Below are 22,625 nucleotides of genomic sequence, written 5' to 3'. Positions count from 1 at the left end.
ACATAAGAGATAACACGATTCTCGAACAGTACTATTGAATATCTGGACCTGTCCAAATGGCTTTCACGACTACCGTTCCGCTAGCAGACACTGTTCCGAGCCAATCAATACCATCTAATGTAAAAAATGAGTTGGAATCATTCATGGGAAACGATAGATCTAAATGAGTTCTATAAAAAGAGCCTAAATCTTGATTAGGTTTATCCCATGGCGTTTCTTCCCAAAATGCATTTTTCAGTGATATTTCATTACTATCGCAATTTGCTCGATAAGAAGACTGTGAGCCATTTTCATTTTTAAATGATAAATAAGCAGAAAAAGGCACTTTGAATTTGTCATCATCCGAAGAGAAAAGGCAATATGTTCGTCCTTTTAAGGTTATCGTTGGACCATCGACTTTTGCTGTAATTGAATCCGCCTGTCTTGGGCCACTTGTCGTCACAATGTAATTAAATTCAATAGGAGGTTCATCATTTCCAACCTTTCCTGTTTTAGACTGCTTCGGGTTAAAATCTGTTGGTATAATGCTAATTCCATAATCTCTAGGTTTAATAATTAGCATATTGGAAGGTGTAAATTCATAATAGCCTGATTCAGGTACCGCAGTATTTGTAAATGAAAAGGTAAAAAACTCTTGGCTATTAGTAAAATCAATACCTCTAGATATTAGTAATTTCAAAAAAGTGTTCGATAAAAAAATAGATACATGCTTATTACTATTTTGAAAATAATAGTTTGCTTGATATGTTGTATTATAATTATACCACCGATTTGTCCCATCATCAGGGCCTATCAGAATACTGTTTGCGGCTGGTGTAAACGGTATTAGTGTTGAATTTATTTTTAAACTCAGACGAATATTATTAAATATATCGCCTTTTGTTTCATGATCTATAACTTGGCAAATAATCCCATTTTGATTACCAATAATACCTATACGGCAAAATTGAGAACCAAGACCAATGCTTGGGTTACCATTACTATCAATAAAAATTTCTTGTAACGCCCCCGTTGACGTTAATTTGATATGACCTGATTTCGTAATATTAAATTCATGAGAAGCAATAATGTTCCCCCCAACACTTCGACAAGACTCCCCCTTACTTGGATCGTAATCTGTCGTGGTCATACAAGCTCGATAACTGTATGTCTCTGCTGAACCAACAGGTAATGTGAGAAAATATTGATATGCAGAATCACTGAATATGCCTCGAGCATAATTGGACTGGCCATTCGTATTACTCTGTACGATTTTATACGCGCCATCTTTACCAAGATACTGAGCTGGCCAATACCCGCTATTATCATTGCAATAACCCCGCATACATCGGTTTCCCGTAAAAGGTCTATCTATTTGCGAGTTTTCTAACCAAATATCAATATTACGATTCGCGACAATTCCAGTATTCACATATCCCATATACCCTAAACTTCGCTGTGAATCACCAGAATATCGAGTATATTTATTCGATCCCGAGAAACGCGGGTCTGTTGTTCTTGGGGTAATAAAAAATTCATTGTCAACGTTGTTTTCTATAAAAACATAGCTATTAGACACATTCGCCCCAATAGCAGTCACACTTGTTAAACCATTTAATATGGAGCAAATGAAAAATATAAAAAGTATATTTTTATTCATTTAAAATTCTCACTATCTTTTTGCAAGAGATGATTGAGGTTCGCAGGTGACATCACCAACCCACAAAGCACCGCGTGCACCTTCTAAATTTAAATCTGCCTCACAAATTGTTTTTTCATCATCTTGTAAGAGAGAAATGACAGGATAACGAACATCGACATCCATTGAAAATTCACCGTTCTTATCGGTTCTTGTTCTACCAATATGATTACGAATTGAAGCATATTTAATAAATTCACCGTCAGGTGATTTGAGTCGACCAAAGACGGTGACGAGTTGCCTAACTTCGGGTTGATAGAAAGCGATGTTACCCGGATATAATGTCACAGACTTATTTCTTCCTGAAATAATGTCAAAACTATCTTTAGATTTCCCATCATTCATTAATTGAATCTCATAATCTGAATATGGCGATAGTGGAATAAACGTATTTTTCCCACTAATTGGATAATTTTGACCGTTAACTTTTGCAACCATGCTGCCATTACCCGTGATCGCTGAATTTATAATGATCCCTGATTTACCTTGTTGACCACTAGGCATGATCGTGCCATCACTATAAGCAATAGAACCTCTAGATGTTAAATTACCATTTAGCCTATCACCATCAGGACGATTAACTGTGATCGTTCCTGAGTTATATTTCATATCGTAAGAAGCATAAGCTAATGTAGAAAAATCAGACTCGCCATTATTCTTGTCACGGACTAACTTCGAAACAGAAAGCCCTGCATTTGTAATTGGTGAATCTTCAAAGTTCTTATTCGCATAAATATTAGCTTTGATATTACCATTGGTCGATGAACCCCCCGTGCTTAACCAAGTCGATAGGGGCAATGAGAAATCGAGATTAATGTATTTTTCGTTTGTACTGCTTTGGTTATCATAATGATAACGTTGAACGCCAGCTCTTAATCCAACCGTACCATAACGACCAGAAAATAATGTATTGCCATATTCATAGTTAATTGAATCGCTGCCTACACGACGGTCTTTGGTATTACTGATAGTAAAAGTCCCTGCTCGATCAATAATTTTGTCAAAATTGAAAGTACCACCATAGGAATAGCTATCCGCGTCATAAAGGGGTAAATCGCCTTTAATAACTGTTTTTTCTCTTGATGCCCATAGAGAACCGTATCCTTCAGGTATCGTCAGAGAAACAGTTCCAATATTTCTATGGCTACCATGATTTTCCATCATGCCTTGCCATGAAAGAGAGATGTACTCATTTAAAGCCACATTGATACTGGTTTCATTAACAAAAAATTTGTCAAAACCATAATTAGACATCGTTAAGCTTAAACCGGACAGTACCGGAAAACTTCTAGCAATAGAGATACCTAATAAATAACTCTTTTCTGGTGATTGGCTATGGGAATTTTCATTTCTGACATAATATTTTTTATCAAAATCAACATAGCCGCCGTATAATTCCCAGTTTGTTTTATCGAAATTTCGTCCTATCGCTCCGAATGACTTATTAATCGTTTGGTTCTGTGTCGTTACCACTTTGCCATCTACAACCGTTTCAATGGTGACATCATAAATACCATAAGGTAATACACTCGTATCAACCTCATAGTTACCCATCGGGAAATTTTGGATATTTAATAACTTGCCCTGCCGATAAATTCGAACCTCACCAGGACTATTTAAAAACGCATATATCGGTGTTAGCGATTGCTGTTTATTTGCCACAACACTTGATGAGTGATTACCAATTGATGCCGCATAAATTTTACTACTACTTAGCGTTGTTAAACTGGCAATAGACTGTAAATTCCATGTACTCATCAGACCTAATGCAAAGCGAAGACCATTAAAATCACGCTCATACATAGCCCGATAAAGCTCTACGTTAGAATTTGACTTGCCAATACTATAAGCTGAAGCATTAATATTTATATGATGCTCGGCAGCGGCAAATAACGTATCTAAATTGAAATAGCTGCTGGATGAGTTTTTTGCGTTCTTTACATGGCTTTGGAAAACCCCCAAATCATAATTGGCAACGGCTGAAAACCTATTTACTGACGAATCACCAAGTGAAAATCGTCTAACGCGCTCTTTAGGGGAGAATGCTGCTTTATCTACATCTAGAGATAAGTTAAATGAAGATATATTCAATTTCAAAGTCGCATTACTATCAATAGAAATATCACTGTTTTCGTCAAAAAATACATTATTCTTCTTTTCTAATGTTTCGATAAGTAAGCTATTTAATTGTGGTCCTTGTGTTGAATCAATAAGATGAATACTTGCTAATTTTATTTTATCATGTTCAATAACAATAACTGCATCGGCAATTTTATCTTCGCTTTGATTGCTACTAGCCGCATCGTTTAATCGTAAGAATACTGGCACAGACATGCCTTCCTCTAAGGCCATAACAAATGCAGGAGGAATAATATACCCACCAATTTTAATGCTTTTTATGTCATTAGCATTAATAGGATTGGAAAAAATAATACTCATTATTGATATAGCAAGAACACTCTTACGCATGATTAAAGCCTATTATTCATTATTTGACAACAATGAACTCTCCTTTGTGCCAAATACCTACACTAGATTTCTTATTTGTGAGATCGACAAATTGTAATTTCACCGCTAAATTAGGCATCAAGTAATAACGCTCTCGACATATCCCATCTACACCACTTTTTTGTTTTGATGCTAAACAAGGACCAGATGCAACAACTCGAAACGTACTATTTCCTGTATTAGAAATCTGTGAGTTTGCATATTTATAATTGAATTTTTCTATTCTAGGCGATACGACAAGTATGGTACTAATTGTTGCTGAAGTCGTCGCCGATGCAGATTTCGCGCTTTTTGTTGCCGTGCTTTCTCCAATAGGATCGTCTTTCCAATTTAAGCGATAATAACGTTCTTTATCGTCTTTTGGCCCTTGATAAATAATTTTAAATACATCTTTAGCATTTCCTGGTAAAATTAAATTGGCAGGTGTTGATAATATTTCATTAGGATCAGTTACTGATACTACTTTTCCATTATCTAAAGGCGAATCTATTTTTTCGATAGTTAAATTCACTAATCTTGCTGTATTAACTGTATTTTCGACTTCTTTGGCTAATGTATCTTGGCTTGAGTCAATAATTTCAGTAATATTACCGACATTAACAGCCAAACTATTTTTCAATGGTAATAATGATAATAATATTGCGGCTACAGTTGTTTTCTTTATCATAATAAATAATTTAAAAAGAAAGACGATAAAGATACTATATCCTTATATTATCTTTATCGTGTCAGTTAATTAATAGACTAAGCGAATCAACAATTATGCTTCTGGAGCCGGCTCAACAGGAGAAAAATCACCATCCCACGTAGCAGTAAATTGAACTTTTACATCGCCATCCCAAGTACCATCAGTGAGTGAATTAAAGTCAGCTGCTGCACCTTCTGATTCAGCACCCGCGATAACGAATGTAAATTCACCACGGTCAGTTGCACGCTCAGAGCCATTGAAAATACCATCAGCAGCTAAGTTATCTAATCCAGATGTCAGATTTTTTGAAGTATCAATCAATACTGTGTCTGTTGTTTTACTAAGGTCTTCACCATTCCATTTAACACCAACAGTGAGTTTAGAATCATCCGTCGTTCTTGCTAATGTATTAGCAACAATCTTTGATGCTAATTTAAAATCTGTTGCGCCTGCTTGCCCTTGAATAGCAATGTCGAACGCACCATTTTGTTGGTTAAAGCTTTTTTGACCTTCAGCATAATTAAAGGTTAGGCTTTTTAATGGAGTTACAACTAACATGCTCGTTGTATCTTTAATCGCTGTTGCTTGCCAAGTTGCAGTTGCTTGAGCAGTACGAGTCTCAGCATTCGCCACTGTGGCAAAAGAAGCTGCAATTAATGATGAAAGCACGATTGACGTCACTTTTTTATTAAACATATTATTCTCTCTATTTTTATCTATTACACAAAAAAATTAATTGCATAGCATAAAGAATACTGTCATCAGGATTCTTTATTAAATACAATAAAAAACCATGATAATCATTCTATTTACTAAACGATTAATGGATCAAAACACATAGGATATAAAAATAAGCATCTACCCTAAGGTCATTATTAAAAAATATATGATTTGAAAAACCTAATAGTTATAATCAGTTCCAAATTTTATTGGAGACATTATTTAAGATATGATAGTAAACCCTATCTTTTTTTATCGCATCTTTAATTCTTTCGTTATCATGCTCATCCATTACTGCATTAAACAAATCTTTCCATGTTTTATTTAATGCCAGCAGTATGCCATCTACCATTTCAAAAGTAAGTTTTGTCTGGCCGGTTTCATAACGAGAAACTTGCTGTTGACTAACATTTAACATTGTAGCTAGCTGGTAACCCGAATAGTTTTTTTCTTTCCTTATTCTTCTTATATACGCCCCGATTTTTTTATTTATTTCATCTGCCAGATAATCCATAAACCTTACCCTATATAAGAATAAATATGATTTTTGAAATACTTTAATGGATAAATCAAATTCACGCTCAAAATTTATTGTGGGGAGATAGTAAAACTAACATGTAAATTTGTATAATCGATTTCGATAATCAAAACCCATAAATAGAAAGTGGAAAGCTATTAAAATAAGTATTCTTAACAAAGACAGAAGACAAAAAAGCAAAAAAATCAACATTAACAAGAAGATATATGTATAACCTTTTTAAAAATAAGGTTTTATATTTACATTTAGACATAAACAACAATATTCAAACAGAAAAATTACTCCGATAATGATTAATTTGTTCAAAAATAAACCTAGTAATTATCTATTTGCTCAGTAAAAGTACTCCTTATAGGTGTTATTACTCATATTCAAACATTTTTTTAGGATTTTTCTGACCATAACCTATGTACAACAGAAAGCGCGTTAAGTTTTCCCGCGATCCCCTACAACAATATATTAGCCATAATTCATGGCTAATACTTGCTTACTAAAAAGATAGAGCACGGAAAGTCCAATAGAGCAGATGAGCACTCAGGAAGAACAGAGACTGATTGGCTTAATTTTTATAAATAAGGTTTGAAAAGCGTGACGTGTGCAAAAGAAAGATAAGATAAAAATGTTTGAATGGCGAAATACTCGCTTCCTTTTAATAATACAATGGCGGCATAAATCAAAATTAGTTTATAGCCGTTACATTTGAGCTATGTGCTTATCATTTCTTTTGATTAGTTAAGATTACTTTATGTTTGCTTTTTATAAGAAAGGTTTAGCTTGATGTGCATCAAATAGAAATGAGATTAGATTAACTGTTCTATAAAAAATTTCAGCTCATCCATTATGTAACGAATAAAAAACCACTCTTACTTTGTTGTAATGAATGAGCTGTTGGGTAATGTGAAATTCAACAGTATTTATACATCTCACGTAAATAACGTATTTTAATCCATGTGATTATGCACTCTAGATTAAAATTAATGCCCGATAGAATCCGATAAATTATTGCCATAATGCGGTACTGAAAACTGCATTCAAAGTATTACCCATTTAAGAAGACAAGCAAAGATAAAATTAGTTAATGATATAACGTTATGACCAATAGTATTTCGGTGTTTTATTAAGAACCTTCAGATATATATTATTCTCTTCTATCGTTTTTTCAGTCACAATCTGATTGTTAACGTTAACAGTTTTAGCTATAAAATCAGCCCAATCACCGTTTAACTCTATCATTAATTGATTAATCAACGTGATATTATAATTCACTTTACCCGTTTCATAACGAGAAAGTTGCTGCTGGCTCAAACCAAGCTTTTTCGCTAATTGGTAGCCAGTCATTCCATTTTTTTTCCTCAAATTTTTAAAATATAACGAAACAATACTATTTAGTTCTCTATTATCCATTGATATATCCTTTATATTTTTAACACACTTTAAATTATACATCTAACCCGCAATATTTAAAGTCTTTTTCACAAGCGAGCACAATGAGATAAAACAATGAAAATATATTAATATTCAATTAGATAAAAAATAACGCATTGCAAATGTTAACGTTAACTTAAGAATATATATAAAAGACACAACTTATTACAAATTAGATATAACAACACATGCTAGATAAATAAAAATATTCCAATGACCTAGCATATGTTGACGACTTGATATATTAACTGGGCTATTAGCTATTACTCACATTAAGCTTTAATGCCGCGGCAATTGCGATGGGAGAAAGGGTGACACTCGCGGCTAACAAAGCAGCCAAAATAGCTAAATAGCTATTTAGTGGCATATTAAAACTATAAGCTTCCATTGTTCCGGTTGCATAAATAAGCACGGGAATATATAAAGGCAACACAAGTAAACTGACAAGCACCCCGCCCTTTTTCAGAGATACCGTTAAGGCGGCACCGATCGCCCCAATAAAACTCAAAATAGGCGTACCAAGTAATAAGGTTCCTGCGAGTACTAATAGCGTGCTCGCATCAAAAGAGAGCATCAATGCAGCAATAGGTGATAATAAAATTAAGGGAACCCCCGTTACACACCAGTGTGCAATCACTTTCGCGAGTACCGTTATAAAAAGTGGATGGGGGGCTAACAATAGTTGCTCTAATGAACCATCCAAATAGTCATCCTTAAATAGACGCTCAAGTGAAAGTAATGAGGAAAGGATGGCTGCGACCCAAAAGATCCCTACGGCAATACGTGAAAGTAACTGAGGCTCAGGCCCAATACTTAAAGGAAATAATGTAATCACAATAAGGAAAAACCATAGAGGGTTCACTAATTCCGAAAAACTTCTAAACGCTATTTTTAGCTCTCTTCTGAAGACTAACCAAAACATTATTCATACCCGCCTGTCAGTTTTAACGTTCCAAAGTGTCCCGACATCGCTTGATGGGAAGTGAATAGAATTATTCCCCCCTGCTCTGCATGTTGATGAAAGCGTTCCGTTAAGCGTTTTACTCCCGCCACATCAATCGCTGTAAAAGGTTCATCTAATACCCATAAAGGGGATTCACTTAGCCATAGTCTTGCTAAATTAACTCGACGCTGTTGCCCAGCAGATAATTGACCGACAGGAATATCTTCATAGCCTATCAGAGACACTTCTTCTAAAGCAGACCATAAACCCTCTCCCGCAGCATGTTTATGATGCATTTGATAGTAAAACTGAAGGTTTTCATAAGGAGTGAGTAATGATTTGACGGCGGGTTTATGCCCTAAATAGAGTAATTGACGAGTAAAATCTTCTTTTAACTGATGAATAGATTGCTTTTCCCATAAGATGTCACCTTCATCGGGCTTTAAAAGTCCAGCTATCATGCGTAATAACGTCGTTTTTCCTGCGCCATTCGGTCCTTCGACTTGGAGAATTTGCCCTGGTTGCACAGTAAAATTAAGCTGCTGAAAAAGCACTCTATCTTGCCGCTGACAACTGATTTTCTCGGCAGTTAGCATAGTATATTGTTCCTGTTAGTTGCTCGGTGCTATTGGCTTTTCACCACTTTATTTAACAGAATATCACTAATACTTTCATTCGATATTGTTTCACCGCAAAGCACCTTCATCAAAACTTCTCCCCCGAGTGAAGATAATGAAAACAGCATATCAGGGTTAAGTAGACGAATTTTATCCATATTGCTTTCTTGGTTAACCAATACAATGGTTTTTACCCCTTCCTTCGCTAGCTGTTTCACACCTAATAAAGCGAAAGTACTCAAAGCATCACTATCCGTCATGATTAAAACGTATTTAGCCTGTTTAACATTGGATTCAGCTAATAGCTCAGTGCTTGTCGGATCCCCCGTCACAATATTATCCTTCTCAGGATAGTGTGTTCGATGGCTCTCTTGACAAATAACCGCAACAGGCAGTTCTCGGCTTTTGAGTCCTTGATAAACACTTACCGCCATCGGTGTACTACCGATAACAACATAATGATTTTTCATATAAGAAAACCTCTTACGAACAATTTCCTTTGTTCCCTTAGCGAGTAACCCAACCACATAAACCACTGATGTTGTAAAAATGGTAATACCAAGAATAATAACAGTGACCGTAAATACCCGAGCATCTGTTGAAACAGGAACAATATCGCCAAAACCAACCGTCGTCATACAGACTAAAGCAAAATAAAATGCGGTCGATCCATCTTTAACCACAGGCAAAAATTCATCACCAATATAAAGCGTGCCAAAAATAGAATAGAGCAACAAAGCGATAATACAGGTTATTGCGACAAAGCCTGCACTCGTTAAGCTGTGATGATGATAGCGTTTCCAAAATACACTAAGAGCGATAAATAGCGCTAATGAGAAGTAGCCTTGATGCACATTTTCCGTTGCAATTTTTAAATCAACAAATGAAATAATGGCTAATAGCAACAGTGAAAAAACCCAGGCTATTCGCGCACCGTTGATCATAAAAAATGATAAAAAGACTAAAGATATTCCTAATAGAAAGCGGGGAATATCCAACAATTTCATAAAGCCGAGAGATTTAAGCCACTCAGTGAAGCCATTGGTTCGCCAATCAATATAGTATGTATAGGCACCTAACACAGGCTTAATGATCATATACCCATCAACAATGATGAGTATTGATATGACTAATCGAATAAATAAGGATGATTTCAGAAAAACAATAAATGCGTTATCTGACATTTTTCCTTCACCCTCTGATCACCTAGAATTACATAAACTCCTATATATCACATGTTGGTCAATGATGTTAGTTTGAATGGCGTGCTTCATTTAACTTTTAGCTCAATCTATTCATTTTTATTCTTCCTTGTACCCGCACCTATCCCCCTCTTAAACGAAATCATCAATCAACACCCCGTTAAACATAAGCGTAATCGATGAAGCTATTCTTTTTTTGATAGTGTTTTTTGGATGATTGATAACCAAACATCAACCAAGTCTAAATCAATTATTAGCTAATTATTTTATTGAACTTAAATTCGAAGATAATATCTAAAAAACGATTTTTGACATTTCTTCTCAATCGCCCAGCATAACGAGTATAAGAGTTCAATTAAATATGGTTAATTCTACGCACACGAAAAAATTTAGTTGGTCAGCCTTGTTCTGGCTGCTTATTTATTTTTGGTACTTCTCCTCTTTATTGCAAATTTATGTTGTTATCACCGGACAAAGCAATACCATCGGATTAAGAGATTCTTTACTGTACAGTACGCTTTGGTTAGTGCCCGCCCTGTTCTTTCCACAACGCATCAAATTAGTTGCTGGTCTTATCGGTATTATTCTTTGGCTTTCATCTGTCGTCGCACTGGCGTATTTTGTTGTATATGGACATCAAATATCACAAAGCGTGATGTTCGTTATGTTTGAAACAAATACCAACGAAGCCGGTGAATTTTTACAACAGTACATTAGCTTTAAAGTTATTGCCGCTATTCTTCTCTACACTCTTGTGGCTATTTTCTTATGGACGAGACTTAAACCAGTCTCAATGCCTGTACCGGCGAGATTATTAGTTTCGTTATTGGTGCTGACAGTCTTATTTGCAATTCCTTATTATAACAAAGGAATTAAGCAAGATAGGCCAATCGCAAATGTGATGTCTTATGTCAATAGCAAACTTGCTTATGCTGCACCTTGGCAGTTTGTTAGTGGTTATTTCCTCTATAAAAACCAATTAGCCAATATGGAAGAGCTGATTCGTGATAATAGCAAAATCCCACCATTGGAAAACTTCATCGATGCTAACGGAAATACCCCAAGAACGTTTGTTCTCGTTATTGGCGAATCAACAAGCCGTGATAGGATGAGTTTATATGGCTACCCACGCCAAACAACCCCAGAGCTAGAACAATTAAAACAACATTATCCAGATAATTTATCTGTCTTTACAGATGTTGTGAGTTCTCGCCCTTATACTATTGAAGCTCTACAACAAATTTTGACCTTTGCTTCTCAGACTGAACCTGAACTGTTTAATTCACGCCCTTCAATCATAAATATGATGAAACAAGCAGGGTTTAAAACATTCTGGATTACTAACCAGCAAACGATGACTGAGCGAAATACGTTACTAACCGCCTTTTCTCGCCAAACCGATAAGCAATATTATTTGAATAACGATATGGCTCAAAGCTCACGTATTTATGATGAAGTGGTGCTAGCGCCATTTAAAGAAGCGCTGGCAGATCCCGCAGAAAAGAAATTTATCGTTGTTCACTTGCTCGGCACTCATATGCGTTATGAATTCCGTTACCCTGAAGATAAAGCGGTATTTAAAGATAGAGATAATCTAGTTCCTAGTAACCTAAAAGAGAATGAGGTTGCTGATTACAATGCTTATGATAATGCACAGCATTATAATGACTACATTGTTTCATCTTTAATTAAGGATTTCGACTCATCAAAAGAAAATGGGTTTTTAGTCTTTTTCTCTGATCATGGTGAAGATGTATTTGATACACCGCCTCATGAAACTTTAGGGCGCAGTGAAGGTAAGCCAACTCGTGTTATCTATAATGTACCTTTCCTAGTATGGCAATCACCAGAATGGTTACAAAATCATCAATTTAATTTAAACGATAAAACCGATAGGCCTTATAGTACTATGGATTTTATTTATTCATGGTCTGATCTTGCTGGTTTTAACTATCAGGGTTATATACCGCAAAGAAGTCTATTTAGTCATGAGTTTGTACCACAGCCACGCTACATTGGCGATCCAGAGCAAAAGTCATCTTTAATGTTGTATGATGATTTGAAAAAATAGCCGTACACAACATGAAGAGCCATAAGGCTCTTCATGTTTATGTTTGCGTTTCTTCTGATTACTTTATTTTTCCATCTTGTAAGATGAATTTCACTTCCCCTTGCCAAAATTCAGCAAGAAATACCAATTCTGGATGTTCAATTCCCCGCTTAGCCATTTGCTGGGCTAACCAATCTTCATCTTTCTCTACTGACTTCAATTCATTGATTCTGGCAATACCGTCTTTCATAACAATAACAGATGGCATATTGGTAGGATCACAAATGACGGTTAACTGCCCATCCGGTTCAATCTGTGCATAATAGATTTCTTGAAATGAGTGCACACCTTGTGCATGAATTTTTGATGATATATTCAAGATATCAATTTTATTTCCCTTTTCTAATATATTTTCCATGATGAAATTTCCCTTGCTAATAATGGGAATCGGATTACCTATAGTCACATTACGAATAAAGTTAAATTTTTTGGTTAAATAATTTAGCCCTGAAATAAATGAAACGCCGATAAGCAGTATAATAATATACTGATACAGTGGGATCGTATCGCTATAAATCACACCGCCGATGATCCCACCTAAAACAAAGTTCCCAATAAAATCGATCGGTGTCATTTGAGAGAGTTGGGTTTTCCCCGACAAATTCATATGAGTAAGAACAATAGCAAAACCAATCATAAACTTAACAATAACAAGCATATAGTAATAACTCATATAATACTTCCTTTAGCATTCCTATGGTTGTCTTAATTTTCGTTTAATAAAAAGATAACTCTCTAACTGCCGATTAATACTAGAGTTCAATTATAGCTAAATCACCAATCGCATTTCTAATATTAAGAAAAATATTGATATGAGACATTAAAGCTTTCATTTTATTTTTCGTTATAATTTTTCTTTTAATTCTTTAATTTAAACATTCAGAACCAACTGATTTTTAATTTTTAAAAATATGAGTTATATTTATATCATGCTACTTATAGTCAGTCCGTATCCACTCACACATGCTAAAGGAAATGTTTATGAAAAAGAAAATGCTTGGCTCTCTTATTCTAGCAGGTATTATCACTATGGCAGCGGGTTGTGATGATTCATCAAAAAAAGACCAAACGATGAAGCAAGCTGAAGAAAAAGTAGAGCAGATAAAAGAGTCAGGTGAACAGAAAGCCGCTGAAATCAAAGAAAAGGCAACAGAAAAAGCCGATGAACTTGAAAAACAAGCGTCAGAAAAAGCGAATGAGCTGTCCGACAAAGCGAAAGAACTAAAAGAGTCAGGTGAACAAAAAGCCGCTGACCTCAAAGATAGCGCTACACAGAAAGCCGATGAACTTGAAAAACAAGCGACAGAAAAAGCAAATGAATTGTCAGATAAGACCAAAGAGCTAAAAGAAGCTGCCGACAAAAAAGCAGATGAAATCACTGAGTCAACAAAAGACAAAATTTCAGAAACAAATGATAAAATCACCGAAAAAAGTCAACAACTGAAAACCGATGCAATTAATAAAGCCGATGAGCTAGCCACTGATGCTAAAAGTAAGACTGAAGAGTTAAAATCAGAAAATAAGTAATCATCTACTCATTGACTCTATTTCCTCAAAGCAGGCCTCCATCGGCCTGCTTTTTATGTGCTCTAGTCTTGTAATATAGAGAGCACAAAAATCGTATGTATTCTATCTCCATACTGCTATAACGCTTCAAATCTCGATAATATAAACGACTCATTTAGCAATAGAGGACAATATGCAAGTAAAATATAGCGTTGGCTATGCCTATCCGGAACTTGTCAATCATGCCTTTCAGCTACGTCAACAGGTGTTTACTCATGAACAAGGTTTCCCAGCTGACATTGATGTTGATGAATATGATGACAACGCGCTACACGTCGTACTCTATATAGACCATACTCCCGTTGCAGTGCTGCGCTGTATTTTATACCCCCATAAGGTCATCAAAGTGGGTAGAGTCGCTGTTCTCAAGCAACATAGAGGTAAAGGCCTTGGTCGTAAGCTCATGATGTTTGTTGAGCAATATGCCAAAGAGCACCAGTTCCAATCTATTGAGTTATCCGCACAGCACACTGCGATCGCTTTTTATGAGGCCTTAGGCTACCACACTCAGGGAGATAGCTATGATGAGGACGGAATGGCACATATCTATATGGTTCTATCATTAACATAGCTTCTACTCCCTTGAATTTTCTATTTTCGCCTCTATGATTAGTTGAAGTGATGCTTTTTTGTACGAGGCGATTATGGCTAATGGTTGGGCTAATGAAAATGCGGTTCAAGAACAAATCGACGCAACACTGAATGACGCTATTACTAAGGCACGAAATCAACTTCATACAGGGGAAAGCGCTAAGTTTTGCCTAGAATGCGGGGAACCTATCCCTATTGCACGTCGTCAGGCTCTTCCTGGCGTTCAATTGTGTATAACCTGCCAAAATATATTCGATAATAAAACTGCAACGTTTAGCGGATATAATCGTCGAGGGAGTAAAGATAGCCAGCTACGTTAAAAACGTTTGCTCCCCATTCCCTATAAAGGGGTCGCAATATTCGCTCATCTTGCTGTTTTTTGCATATTATCGGATGAACAACGTTAACTTAATTAACGTTTCTGAGGGTTTTATCTAACTTTTTGTTAAATAGTCAAAAACATAACAATGATTACAGTTAATAATGTGATTTATAAGACTATATTTGTCATGAAAAATAGCACTATTTTCTGTTTATTTGAAATTAATCTTGGCGTATGGCAGTATATCTGCCTGTTTTTTTGCAAATGGGGTATTAACTGTCAAAAAATATCGATAGCAAACTCAGTCAACTATCTGTCATTTCGCTATCTCTATAAACTGTTTCATTATTGTTCTTTCTATCGTTTCCCAATTGGGACCCTTTCGTAATTTCATTGGTTCATTAAGAAGGACAGCTCACCGCATACTCAGCTCATTTATTGGTATGCCAAAAATAAAATCAAAGAAGGTCGTTATGAGTCAAAATAGTACTGATTCGAAAAAATTTCGCTCAAAAATTAGTCCTCCCGTGTTTTATACCTCTGCTTTCGTTATTTTGGTGATTGTCGGCTTTGCTGCCCTCATGCCTGAAATAGCAGAATCTCATCTAAGTCATCTTCAACAAAACCTCTTCAATAATGCTAGCTGGTTCTATATTTTAGCCGTAGCTATCGTTCTTTTGAGTGTGACTTATCTGGGACTCTCTCGTTATGGACAGATAAAACTGGGACCTGATCATGCGCAGCCCAATTTTAGCTATGTTTCATGGTTTGCTATGCTTTTTTCTGCGGGGATGGGGATTGGATTGATGTTCTTTGGCGTTGCAGAACCTGTAATGCACTATCTCAATCCGCCTGTTGGTGACCCTCAAACCGTCGAAGCCGCAAAAGAAGCCATGCGCTTGACCTTCTTCCACTGGGGTCTACATGCATGGGCAATCTATGCCATTGTTGCGCTGATCTTAGCCTTTTTTAGTTACCGCCATGGGCTACCGCTAACATTACGCTCTGCGTTATATCCAATTATCGGTGAGCGTATCTATGGACCGATCGGCCATTTTGTTGATATTTTTGCTGTCGTGGGGACCGTTTTCGGCGTCGCAACATCACTAGGATTTGGTGTGTTGCAGGTTAATGCGGGTATGAATCATTTGTTTGGTTTACCTGTTAATCCGACAGTACAAGTTGTTTTAATTGTTCTTTTTACTGGTCTTGCAACACTTTCAGTAGTCTCTGGTCTTGATAAAGGGATCCGTATTCTCTCTGAATTAAACTTAGGTTTAGCCTTTATATTGATGCTACTGGTACTCTCTCTGGGACCAACGGTTTTATTACTTAAATCATTTGTAGAAAATACGGGTGGCTATCTATCCGAAATTGTAAATAAAACCTTTAATTTATATGCCTATGAACCTAAATCGAGCGATTGGCTTGGTGGCTGGACATTACTTTATTGGGGATGGTGGTTATCTTGGTCTCCATTTGTTGGGATGTTTATTGCTCGAATTTCACGTGGACGTACTATCCGTGAATTCGTCACCGGCGTCTTATTCGTTCCTGCTGGTTTTACATTGATGTGGATGACATTCTTTGGTAACTCTGCGATCAATCTAATCAAAAACCAAGATGCAGTTAAATTAGCAGAAACCGTGCAGTCGGATGTATCCCTCGCACTATTTGAGTTTTTAACTTACTTCCCATTCTCTACCGTATTATCATTTTTTGCCATGCTGATGGTCATTGTGTTTTTCGTCACATCCGCAGACTCAGGTGCAATGGTTGTCGATACTTTAGCGTCAGGTGGGGATTCAAATACACCGGTTTGGCAGAGGATCTTCTGGGCTGGGTTAATGGGCGTCGTGGCCATTACGTTATTACTCGCAGGTGGTTTACAAGCCTTACAAACCTTAACCATTGCAAGTGCCTTGCCTTTCGCGATGGTACTTTTAGTGGCAATCTATGGTCTATTCAAAGCATTACGTGTTGGTGCTTATAAGCGTGATAGCCAGCAACTTGCGACAATCGCACCAACCGCAAGCCGTAACCCTATTCCATGGCAACGCCGTTTGCGTAATATCGCTTATTTCCCAAAACGTAATCAGGTTAAACGTTTCCTTGGTGAGGTCGTTCATCCTTCAATGGAGATGGTTTCTGAAGAGCTTGCGAAACAGAATACAACTTGTCATATCTATGATGATAAAGATGACAGAATTGGCTTTGAAGTTGATTTAGGCGAAGACATGAATTTCCTATATGAAGTTCGCTTGCGCTACTATGTCCAACCTTCTTTTGCGCTTTCTGGCATGGGAACAGATAGTGATGATGAGAAAAGCGAAGAGCAAAAATATTACCGCGCTGAAGTTCACCTTAAAGAAGGTGGGCAGGATTATGATGTGATGGGCTGGACCAAAGAACAGGTTATTCATGATATTCTCGACCAGTACGAAAAACACATTCACTTCTTGCATTTATTAGGCAAATAATCGCTACGTGCGTTAGATAACTAAAAATAGCCCCTTAATCGAGCATAACTTGATTAAGGGGCTAGTGATTTTTACACGCTACCATAAGTAGAGCGACACGACGATTTTAGGCACTCTCTTTTTTATCAGCCATATTACTGTAATCAGGGCTTTCTAAAGCAATTAATTCATCTAACAGGGCCGTTAATTGCTGCATTTTTTCATGAGAAAATGCCTGCTCAATTTTTTGATAACCTTCTTCCACTTCTTGCCGTGCTTTGTCATATAGCGTCTGACCACCAGGCGTCAGAGAAACATAGAGTTTGCGCTGATCATTGAGTGGTTTTAAGCGAAAAATTAAGCCTTCTCGCTCCATACGAGTCAAAATACCCGTCAAACTAGGACGCAGAATGCAGGTTTTAACTGATAACTCATGGAAATCGATAGAGCGTTTATCAGCAAGTACTCGGATAATACGCCATTGCTGTTCAGTCAAATTATATGACTTTAAAATAGGTCGAAAGAACCCCATCGCGGTCTCTCTTGCCTGTAATAATGCAATTGTCAATGATTCATGCATAAGTCTAAAACTCACCACTCTAAAATGTTTATTTAATACCAATAGGTTGGTATTGGACTAGATATTGCGCCTTAACACCGCAAATTTTTTCAGTGATAGCCTATTCTATCTACTTAGAACCAAGGTTAGCACGGTAAAATAACAATCACAAAGAAAAACCCTAAAATATTAATGAGTAAATAATCCACCTTACTCACAAAAAGTTAATAAAAAGTTACAATAAAAAATCAAAAAAAATATCAAAACCCTGAATATTAAAGGGTTACATGAAAAAAATCCGAATATGTTAAAGAGATCACAATTAAAATTAACAATTCAGTTCACCTATTGCCAATTCCAAATTAATACATTATTAATATATTAACAATCATTCAAAATCTTTGTTTTTCTAATAAGGAGTTGTCAATGAAAGGCACCGTTTTTGCCGTTGCCCTCAATCATCAAAGCCAAGTGGAACACTGGCATGAGGCATTCGGGCAAGCCCCTTATAAAACCCCACCAAAAACACCGGTGTGGTTTATAAAACCGCGTAATACTCGAATTAACTCAGGGGATAATATTTTACATCCTGCGGGTGAAGTGGTGCAAAGTGGTGCAACACTGGCACTCATTATTGGTAAAAATGCACGTAAAGTCAGTCAATCTGAAGCCAAAAATTATATTGCAGGCTTTGCGCTAGCGAACGAAGTTAGTCTCCCAGAGGAGTCATTTTATCGCCCAGCTATCAAAGCAAAATGCTGTGATAGTTTCTGCCCTATTGGGGAAATGATTCAAACCGCTTTAGCAGCACCAATAGACATCATCACGCTTATCAATGGTAAAGAAGCCGATCGTTGGTCAACCAAAGATCTCGTTCGCGATGCCAGTGAATTAGTTGCCGCACTCAGCGAATTTGCAACTTTAAAAGAAGGTGATGTGATTCTGATGGGAACCCCTCATCAACGTATCACTATCCAACCAGGTGATGAAGTTACTGTTCAAGCAGAGGGCTTTCCAAGCTTACGCAATAAAGTTGTCGCGGCGGGAGGACAATAATGAAGCATGCTAAAATCCGTTATCAAGGTACTGAGTATTCAGTCACTGTTGGCGATAATGAAGAGATCACATTACCCAATGGCCAAGTCATTGCAGGTGATGACGCACATGTTGAATGGCTACCACCGGTCAGAGGAACACTGTTCGCCCTTGGCCTGAATTATGCTGACCATGCGACTGAATTAGACTTTAAGCCACCTGAAGAACCACTCATTTTTATCAAAGCAGACAATACGTTAACAGGTCACCGTCAAGTCTCAGTTCGCCCTGATAATGTCGAATACATGCACTACGAATCAGAACTCGTTGTCGTGATTGGCAAAGCGGCACATAAGGTATCGCAAGAAGACGCGATGGATTATGTTGCAGGCTATACCGTGTGTAACGACTATGCGATCCGTGACTATTTAGAAAACTACTACCGTCCAAATCTTCGCGTCAAGAGTCGTGACACTTTAACGCCAATTGGACCATGGGTTATCGACAAAGATCAGATTAAAGATCCGCACAATCTTGCGCTTTATACCTATGTTAATGGAGAACTGCGTCAAAAAGGGACGACGGCTGATCTCATTTTCAATATTCCATTTTTAATTTCCTACCTAAGTGATTTTATGACACTTCAACCGGGTGACATGATAGCAACAGGAACGCCAAAAGGACTTTCCGATGTTGTGCCTGGTGATGAAGTGATCGTTGAAGTTGAGGGTGTAGGCCGGCTGATTAATTATATTGTCAGCGAGAAAGAATATGAGGAACGTTGTAATGACTAAGATTAATCATTGGATTAATGGCAAAAATGTTGCCAGCAAAGACTATTTCGAAACCACCAACCCAGCAACAGGTGAAGTACTAGCAGAAGTTGCTTCAGGTGGACAAGATGAAATCAATCAAGCCGTTGCTGCCGCCAAAGAAGCATTCCCTAAATGGGCTAATACGCCGATGAAAGAGCGCGCTCGCTTAATGCGCCGCTTAGGTGAATTAATCGATCAAAACGTGCCTGAAATTGCAGAAATGGAAACACAGGATACAGGTCTACCAATTCATCAGACTAAGAACGTATTGATCCCACGAGCTTCACATAACTTTGAATTTTTTGCTGAAGTTTGCCAACAGATGAACGGTCGCACCTATCCTGTTGACGATAAAATGATGAACTACACGCTGATTCAACCTGTCGGTGTATGTGCATTAATTTCACCATGGAACGTGCCATTTATGACGGCCACATGGAAAACCGCACCTTGCTTAGCTTTAGGGAATACCGCCGTTCTGAAAATGTCGGAGCTATCACCTTTATCTGCAAACCGTTTGGGTGAATTAGCACTAGAAGCGGGTATTCCTGCTGGCGTACTTAACGTGGTACAAGGCTATGGTAGCACTGCCGGTGATGCGTTGGTCAAACACCATGATGTTCGTGCTGTTTCCTTCACTGGTGGCACAGCGACAGGCCGTTTAATTATGCAAAATGCGGGTCTGAAAAAATACTCCATGGAACTGGGTGGTAAATCTCCTGTTCTCGTATTTGAAGATGCTGATATCGAACGTGCACTCGATGCTGCCCTATTTACCATTTTCTCAATTAATGGTGAACGCTGTACTGCTGGCTCACGTATCTTTATCCAAGAAAGTATCTATCCAGAATTTGTTAAACGTTTTGCAGAGCGCGCTAACCGCCTTATCGTTGGTGACCCTACCGATCCCAAAACTCAAGTGGGTGCACTGATCAGCGAACAGCATTGGAACAAGGTTTCTGGCTATATCCGTCTTGGCGTGGAAGAAGGTGCAACCTTATTAGCAGGAGGCCCTGATAAGCCAACCGATCTACCTGCTCATCTGAAAAATGGGAATTTCTTACGACCTACTGTATTGGCCGATGTCGATAACCGTATGCGTGTTGCTCAAGAAGAAATATTTGGCCCTGTCGCTTGCTTAATTCCATTCAAGTCAGAAGAAGACGGTTTACGCATGGCTAATGATGTTGAGTATGGCTTAGCCTCTTATATTTGGACACAAGATGTCAGCAAGATCTTACGTTTATCTCGCAGCATTGAAGCCGGTATGGTGTTTGTTAATACCCAAAACGTACGTGACCTGCGTCAACCATTTGGTGGCGTTAAAGCCTCAGGTGTAGGCCGTGAAGGCGGTGAATATAGCTTTGAAGTTTTTGCAGAAATGAAGAACGTTTGTATTTCCTTCGGGGATCATAATATTCCTCGTTGGGGTGTTTAATTCATTGAGATAATTAAATTATTGGTAATTCAATAATAAATATTTAATTTAACTTGTGCCCTAAATAGTTCGAGCTGTAGTTATGCAAATTCATTTTTTTGCTACAGCTCGAAATACGACGGGGGAGGTAAAAACTTATGGGTAAATTAGCACTTGCGGCAAAAATAACACATGTTCCATCCATGTACTTGTCAGAATTACCCGGCAAACACCACGGCTGCCGTCAATCCGCTATTGATGGTCACAAAGAAATCAGCCGTCGTTGCCGCGAACTTGGTGTTGATACTATTATTGTTTTTGATACTCACTGGTTAGTAAACAGCGCTTACCATATTAACTGTGCTGATCACTTTAAAGGGATTTACACCAGTAATGAGCTCCCTCATTTCATTCGCGATATGGAATATGAGTACGATGGTAACTCAGAGCTCGGACGTATGATCGGTGAAGAGGCGCGTAAATTAGGTGTTCGTGCTCAATCACATGAAATTCCAAGCTTAACATTGGAATATGCAACGTTAGTTCCTATGCGTTATATGAATAGCGATCGTCATTTTAAAGTGATCTCTATTTCTGCCTTTTGTACCTCCCATAGTTTTGAATCCAGCCGTAAGTTAGGTGAAGCGGTACTCACTGCCATCGAAAAATATGATGGTACTGTTGCAGTATTTGCGAGTGGTTCACTATCCCATCGTTTTATTGATGACCATCGTGCAGAAGAAGGCATGAATAATTATACCCGTGAATTTGATGAGCAGATGGATAAGCGCGTTGTCAAATTATGGCGTGAAGGCCGTTTTGAAGAGTTCTGTAAAATGTTGCCTGAATATGCCGACTACTGTTATGGCGAAGGCCATATGCACGATACCGTAATGCTATTGGGCATGCTGGGCTGGGATAAATACGCTGAAAAAGTGGAAGTGTTAACTGATTTGTTTGCAAGTTCAGGAACTGGGCAAATCAATGCCATATTCCCTCTGCCAAGTTATATCACTGATAAACAAGAAGCGAATGCGTAAGGAGTGATCATGCCGCATTTTATTGCTGAATGTACAGACAATATTCGTGATCAAGCCAATCTACCTGAGCTATTTGCTAAGGTAAACAGTGCATTAGCTGGAACAGGTATTTTCCCTTTAGGCGGGATCCGTAGCCGTGCTATTTGGTTAGATACTTGGCAGATGGCCGATGGTCAGCATGACTACGCTTTCGTCCATATGACACTCAAGATTGGCGCTGGACGTTCACTTGAAGATCGAGAGAAAACAGGCCAGATGTTATTTTCACTCATCAAAGAGCACTTCGCTCAGCTTATGAATGAGAGATATCTTGCTTTGTCATTGACTATGGAAGAGCTTGATCCTGTTTTGAATTACAAACAAAACAATGTTCACGCTCTCTTTAAATAAGG

The 22,625-nt window shown here is 37.6% G+C and carries 21 protein-coding genes; 10 read left to right on the top strand and 11 right to left on the bottom strand.

Annotation, left to right across the window (positions count from 1 at the left end; genetic code table 11):
• Nucleotides 1–31: 31 nt before the first annotated feature.
• The 9 genes from P2E05_RS04290 to P2E05_RS04250 all read right to left on the bottom strand — a co-directional run bounded on the left by P2E05_RS04290 (nucleotide 32) and on the right by P2E05_RS04250 (nucleotide 10,301).
• Nucleotides 32–1,639 carry a fimbrial protein gene (locus P2E05_RS04290; protein ID WP_230085829.1) on the bottom strand — a complete coding sequence of 536 codons (1,608 nt, stop codon included), beginning with the start codon at nucleotides 1,637–1,639 and terminating at the stop codon, nucleotides 32–34.
• Nucleotides 1,640–1,651: 12 nt separating this feature from the next.
• Nucleotides 1,652–4,147, bottom strand: coding sequence for a TcfC E-set like domain-containing protein (locus P2E05_RS04285; protein WP_272657627.1), 2,496 nt, complete (start codon nucleotides 4,145–4,147; stop codon nucleotides 1,652–1,654).
• Nucleotides 4,148–4,166: 19 nt separating this feature from the next.
• Entirely contained in the window at nucleotides 4,167–4,853 is a 687-nt protein-coding gene (locus P2E05_RS04280) for a hypothetical protein (protein WP_154623299.1), read from the bottom strand.
• A 93-nt stretch (nucleotides 4,854–4,946) separates the two neighbouring features.
• A complete protein-coding gene (gene ecpA / locus P2E05_RS04275) occupies nucleotides 4,947–5,570 on the bottom strand; it encodes a common pilus major fimbrillin subunit EcpA (protein WP_154623300.1) in 624 nt (207 codons plus the stop codon).
• A 217-nt stretch (nucleotides 5,571–5,787) separates the two neighbouring features.
• Nucleotides 5,788–6,108 (bottom strand): helix-turn-helix domain-containing protein, encoded by a 321-nt coding sequence (locus P2E05_RS04270; protein WP_154635647.1) that lies wholly within the window; start codon nucleotides 6,106–6,108, stop codon nucleotides 5,788–5,790.
• Nucleotides 6,109–7,221: 1,113 nt separating this feature from the next.
• Complete coding sequence (locus P2E05_RS04265; RefSeq protein ID WP_154635646.1) at nucleotides 7,222–7,536, bottom strand: helix-turn-helix domain-containing protein; 315 nt, start codon at nucleotides 7,534–7,536, stop codon at nucleotides 7,222–7,224.
• A 277-nt stretch (nucleotides 7,537–7,813) separates the two neighbouring features.
• A complete protein-coding gene (gene ccmB / locus P2E05_RS04260; RefSeq protein WP_154621793.1) occupies nucleotides 7,814–8,479 on the bottom strand; it encodes a heme exporter protein CcmB in 666 nt (221 codons plus the stop codon).
• Nucleotides 8,479–9,096, bottom strand: a complete 618-nt coding sequence (gene ccmA / locus P2E05_RS04255) for a cytochrome c biogenesis heme-transporting ATPase CcmA (protein WP_154621792.1) — start codon at nucleotides 9,094–9,096, stop codon at nucleotides 8,479–8,481. Before ccmA ends, ccmB begins: the two co-directional genes overlap by 1 nt.
• A gap of 29 nt (nucleotides 9,097–9,125) precedes the next feature.
• Nucleotides 9,126–10,301 carry an ion channel gene (locus P2E05_RS04250; protein WP_154621791.1) on the bottom strand — a complete coding sequence of 392 codons (1,176 nt, stop codon included), beginning with the start codon at nucleotides 10,299–10,301 and terminating at the stop codon, nucleotides 9,126–9,128.
• 379 nt (nucleotides 10,302–10,680) lie between these two features.
• On the opposite strand from P2E05_RS04250, the gene cptA reads away from it, so the two are divergent.
• The gene (gene cptA, locus P2E05_RS04245; protein WP_154621790.1) at nucleotides 10,681–12,390 is read left to right on the top strand and encodes a phosphoethanolamine transferase CptA; all 1,710 of its coding nucleotides are present in this window, start codon (nucleotides 10,681–10,683) and stop codon (nucleotides 12,388–12,390) included.
• Between the two features lie 58 nt (nucleotides 12,391–12,448).
• Here cptA and P2E05_RS04240 read toward each other — a convergent pair whose 3' ends face one another.
• Entirely contained in the window at nucleotides 12,449–13,102 is a 654-nt protein-coding gene (locus P2E05_RS04240; RefSeq protein ID WP_272657629.1) for a DUF421 domain-containing protein, read from the bottom strand.
• Nucleotides 13,103–13,410: 308 nt separating this feature from the next.
• Here P2E05_RS04240 and P2E05_RS04235 point away from each other — a divergent pair, with 308 nt between their 5' ends.
• The 4 genes from P2E05_RS04235 (at nucleotide 13,411) to P2E05_RS04220 (ending at nucleotide 17,388) form a co-directional block, all read left to right on the top strand.
• Nucleotides 13,411–13,956, top strand: coding sequence for a hypothetical protein (locus P2E05_RS04235; protein ID WP_154623330.1), 546 nt, complete (start codon nucleotides 13,411–13,413; stop codon nucleotides 13,954–13,956).
• Nucleotides 13,957–14,128: 172 nt separating this feature from the next.
• Nucleotides 14,129–14,566, top strand: a complete 438-nt coding sequence (locus P2E05_RS04230; RefSeq protein WP_276123022.1) for a GNAT family N-acetyltransferase — start codon at nucleotides 14,129–14,131, stop codon at nucleotides 14,564–14,566.
• Between the two features lie 73 nt (nucleotides 14,567–14,639).
• A complete protein-coding gene (locus tag P2E05_RS04225) occupies nucleotides 14,640–14,906 on the top strand; it encodes a DksA/TraR family C4-type zinc finger protein (RefSeq protein ID WP_154623328.1) in 267 nt (88 codons plus the stop codon).
• Nucleotides 14,907–15,381: 475 nt separating this feature from the next.
• Nucleotides 15,382–17,388: a BCCT family transporter gene (locus P2E05_RS04220; RefSeq protein WP_276123021.1), complete on the top strand. Its 2,007-nt coding sequence runs from the start codon at nucleotides 15,382–15,384 to the stop codon at nucleotides 17,386–17,388.
• A 106-nt stretch (nucleotides 17,389–17,494) separates the two neighbouring features.
• Here P2E05_RS04220 and hpaR read toward each other — a convergent pair whose 3' ends face one another.
• Nucleotides 17,495–17,947 carry a homoprotocatechuate degradation operon regulator HpaR gene (gene hpaR / locus P2E05_RS04215; RefSeq protein ID WP_154623326.1) on the bottom strand — a complete coding sequence of 151 codons (453 nt, stop codon included), beginning with the start codon at nucleotides 17,945–17,947 and terminating at the stop codon, nucleotides 17,495–17,497.
• Between the two features lie 405 nt (nucleotides 17,948–18,352).
• On the opposite strand from hpaR, the gene P2E05_RS04210 reads away from it, so the two are divergent.
• From P2E05_RS04210 to P2E05_RS04190, 5 genes are all read left to right on the top strand, one after another.
• Nucleotides 18,353–18,982 (top strand): fumarylacetoacetate hydrolase family protein, encoded by a 630-nt coding sequence (locus P2E05_RS04210; protein ID WP_154623391.1) that lies wholly within the window; start codon nucleotides 18,353–18,355, stop codon nucleotides 18,980–18,982.
• Nucleotides 18,982–19,755, top strand: a complete 774-nt coding sequence (locus P2E05_RS04205) for a fumarylacetoacetate hydrolase family protein (RefSeq protein ID WP_154623390.1) — start codon at nucleotides 18,982–18,984, stop codon at nucleotides 19,753–19,755. Before P2E05_RS04210 ends, P2E05_RS04205 begins: the two co-directional genes overlap by 1 nt.
• Nucleotides 19,748–21,214 (top strand): 5-carboxymethyl-2-hydroxymuconate semialdehyde dehydrogenase, encoded by a 1,467-nt coding sequence (gene hpaE / locus P2E05_RS04200; RefSeq protein WP_154623389.1) that lies wholly within the window; start codon nucleotides 19,748–19,750, stop codon nucleotides 21,212–21,214. Before P2E05_RS04205 ends, hpaE begins: the two co-directional genes overlap by 8 nt.
• Nucleotides 21,215–21,351: 137 nt before the next feature.
• Nucleotides 21,352–22,233: a 3,4-dihydroxyphenylacetate 2,3-dioxygenase gene (hpaD, locus tag P2E05_RS04195; protein ID WP_154623388.1), complete on the top strand. Its 882-nt coding sequence runs from the start codon at nucleotides 21,352–21,354 to the stop codon at nucleotides 22,231–22,233.
• 9 nt (nucleotides 22,234–22,242) lie between these two features.
• Nucleotides 22,243–22,623 (top strand): 5-carboxymethyl-2-hydroxymuconate Delta-isomerase, encoded by a 381-nt coding sequence (locus P2E05_RS04190; protein WP_154623387.1) that lies wholly within the window; start codon nucleotides 22,243–22,245, stop codon nucleotides 22,621–22,623.
• Nucleotides 22,624–22,625: the final 2 nt, after the last annotated feature.

Source organism: Providencia stuartii, from assembly GCF_029277985.1.
Taxonomy (GTDB): Bacteria; Pseudomonadota; Gammaproteobacteria; order Enterobacterales; family Enterobacteriaceae; genus Providencia; species Providencia zhejiangensis.
Note: the sequence above shows the minus strand (reverse complement) of the source record. Positions and strands in the feature narration are given on the sequence as shown.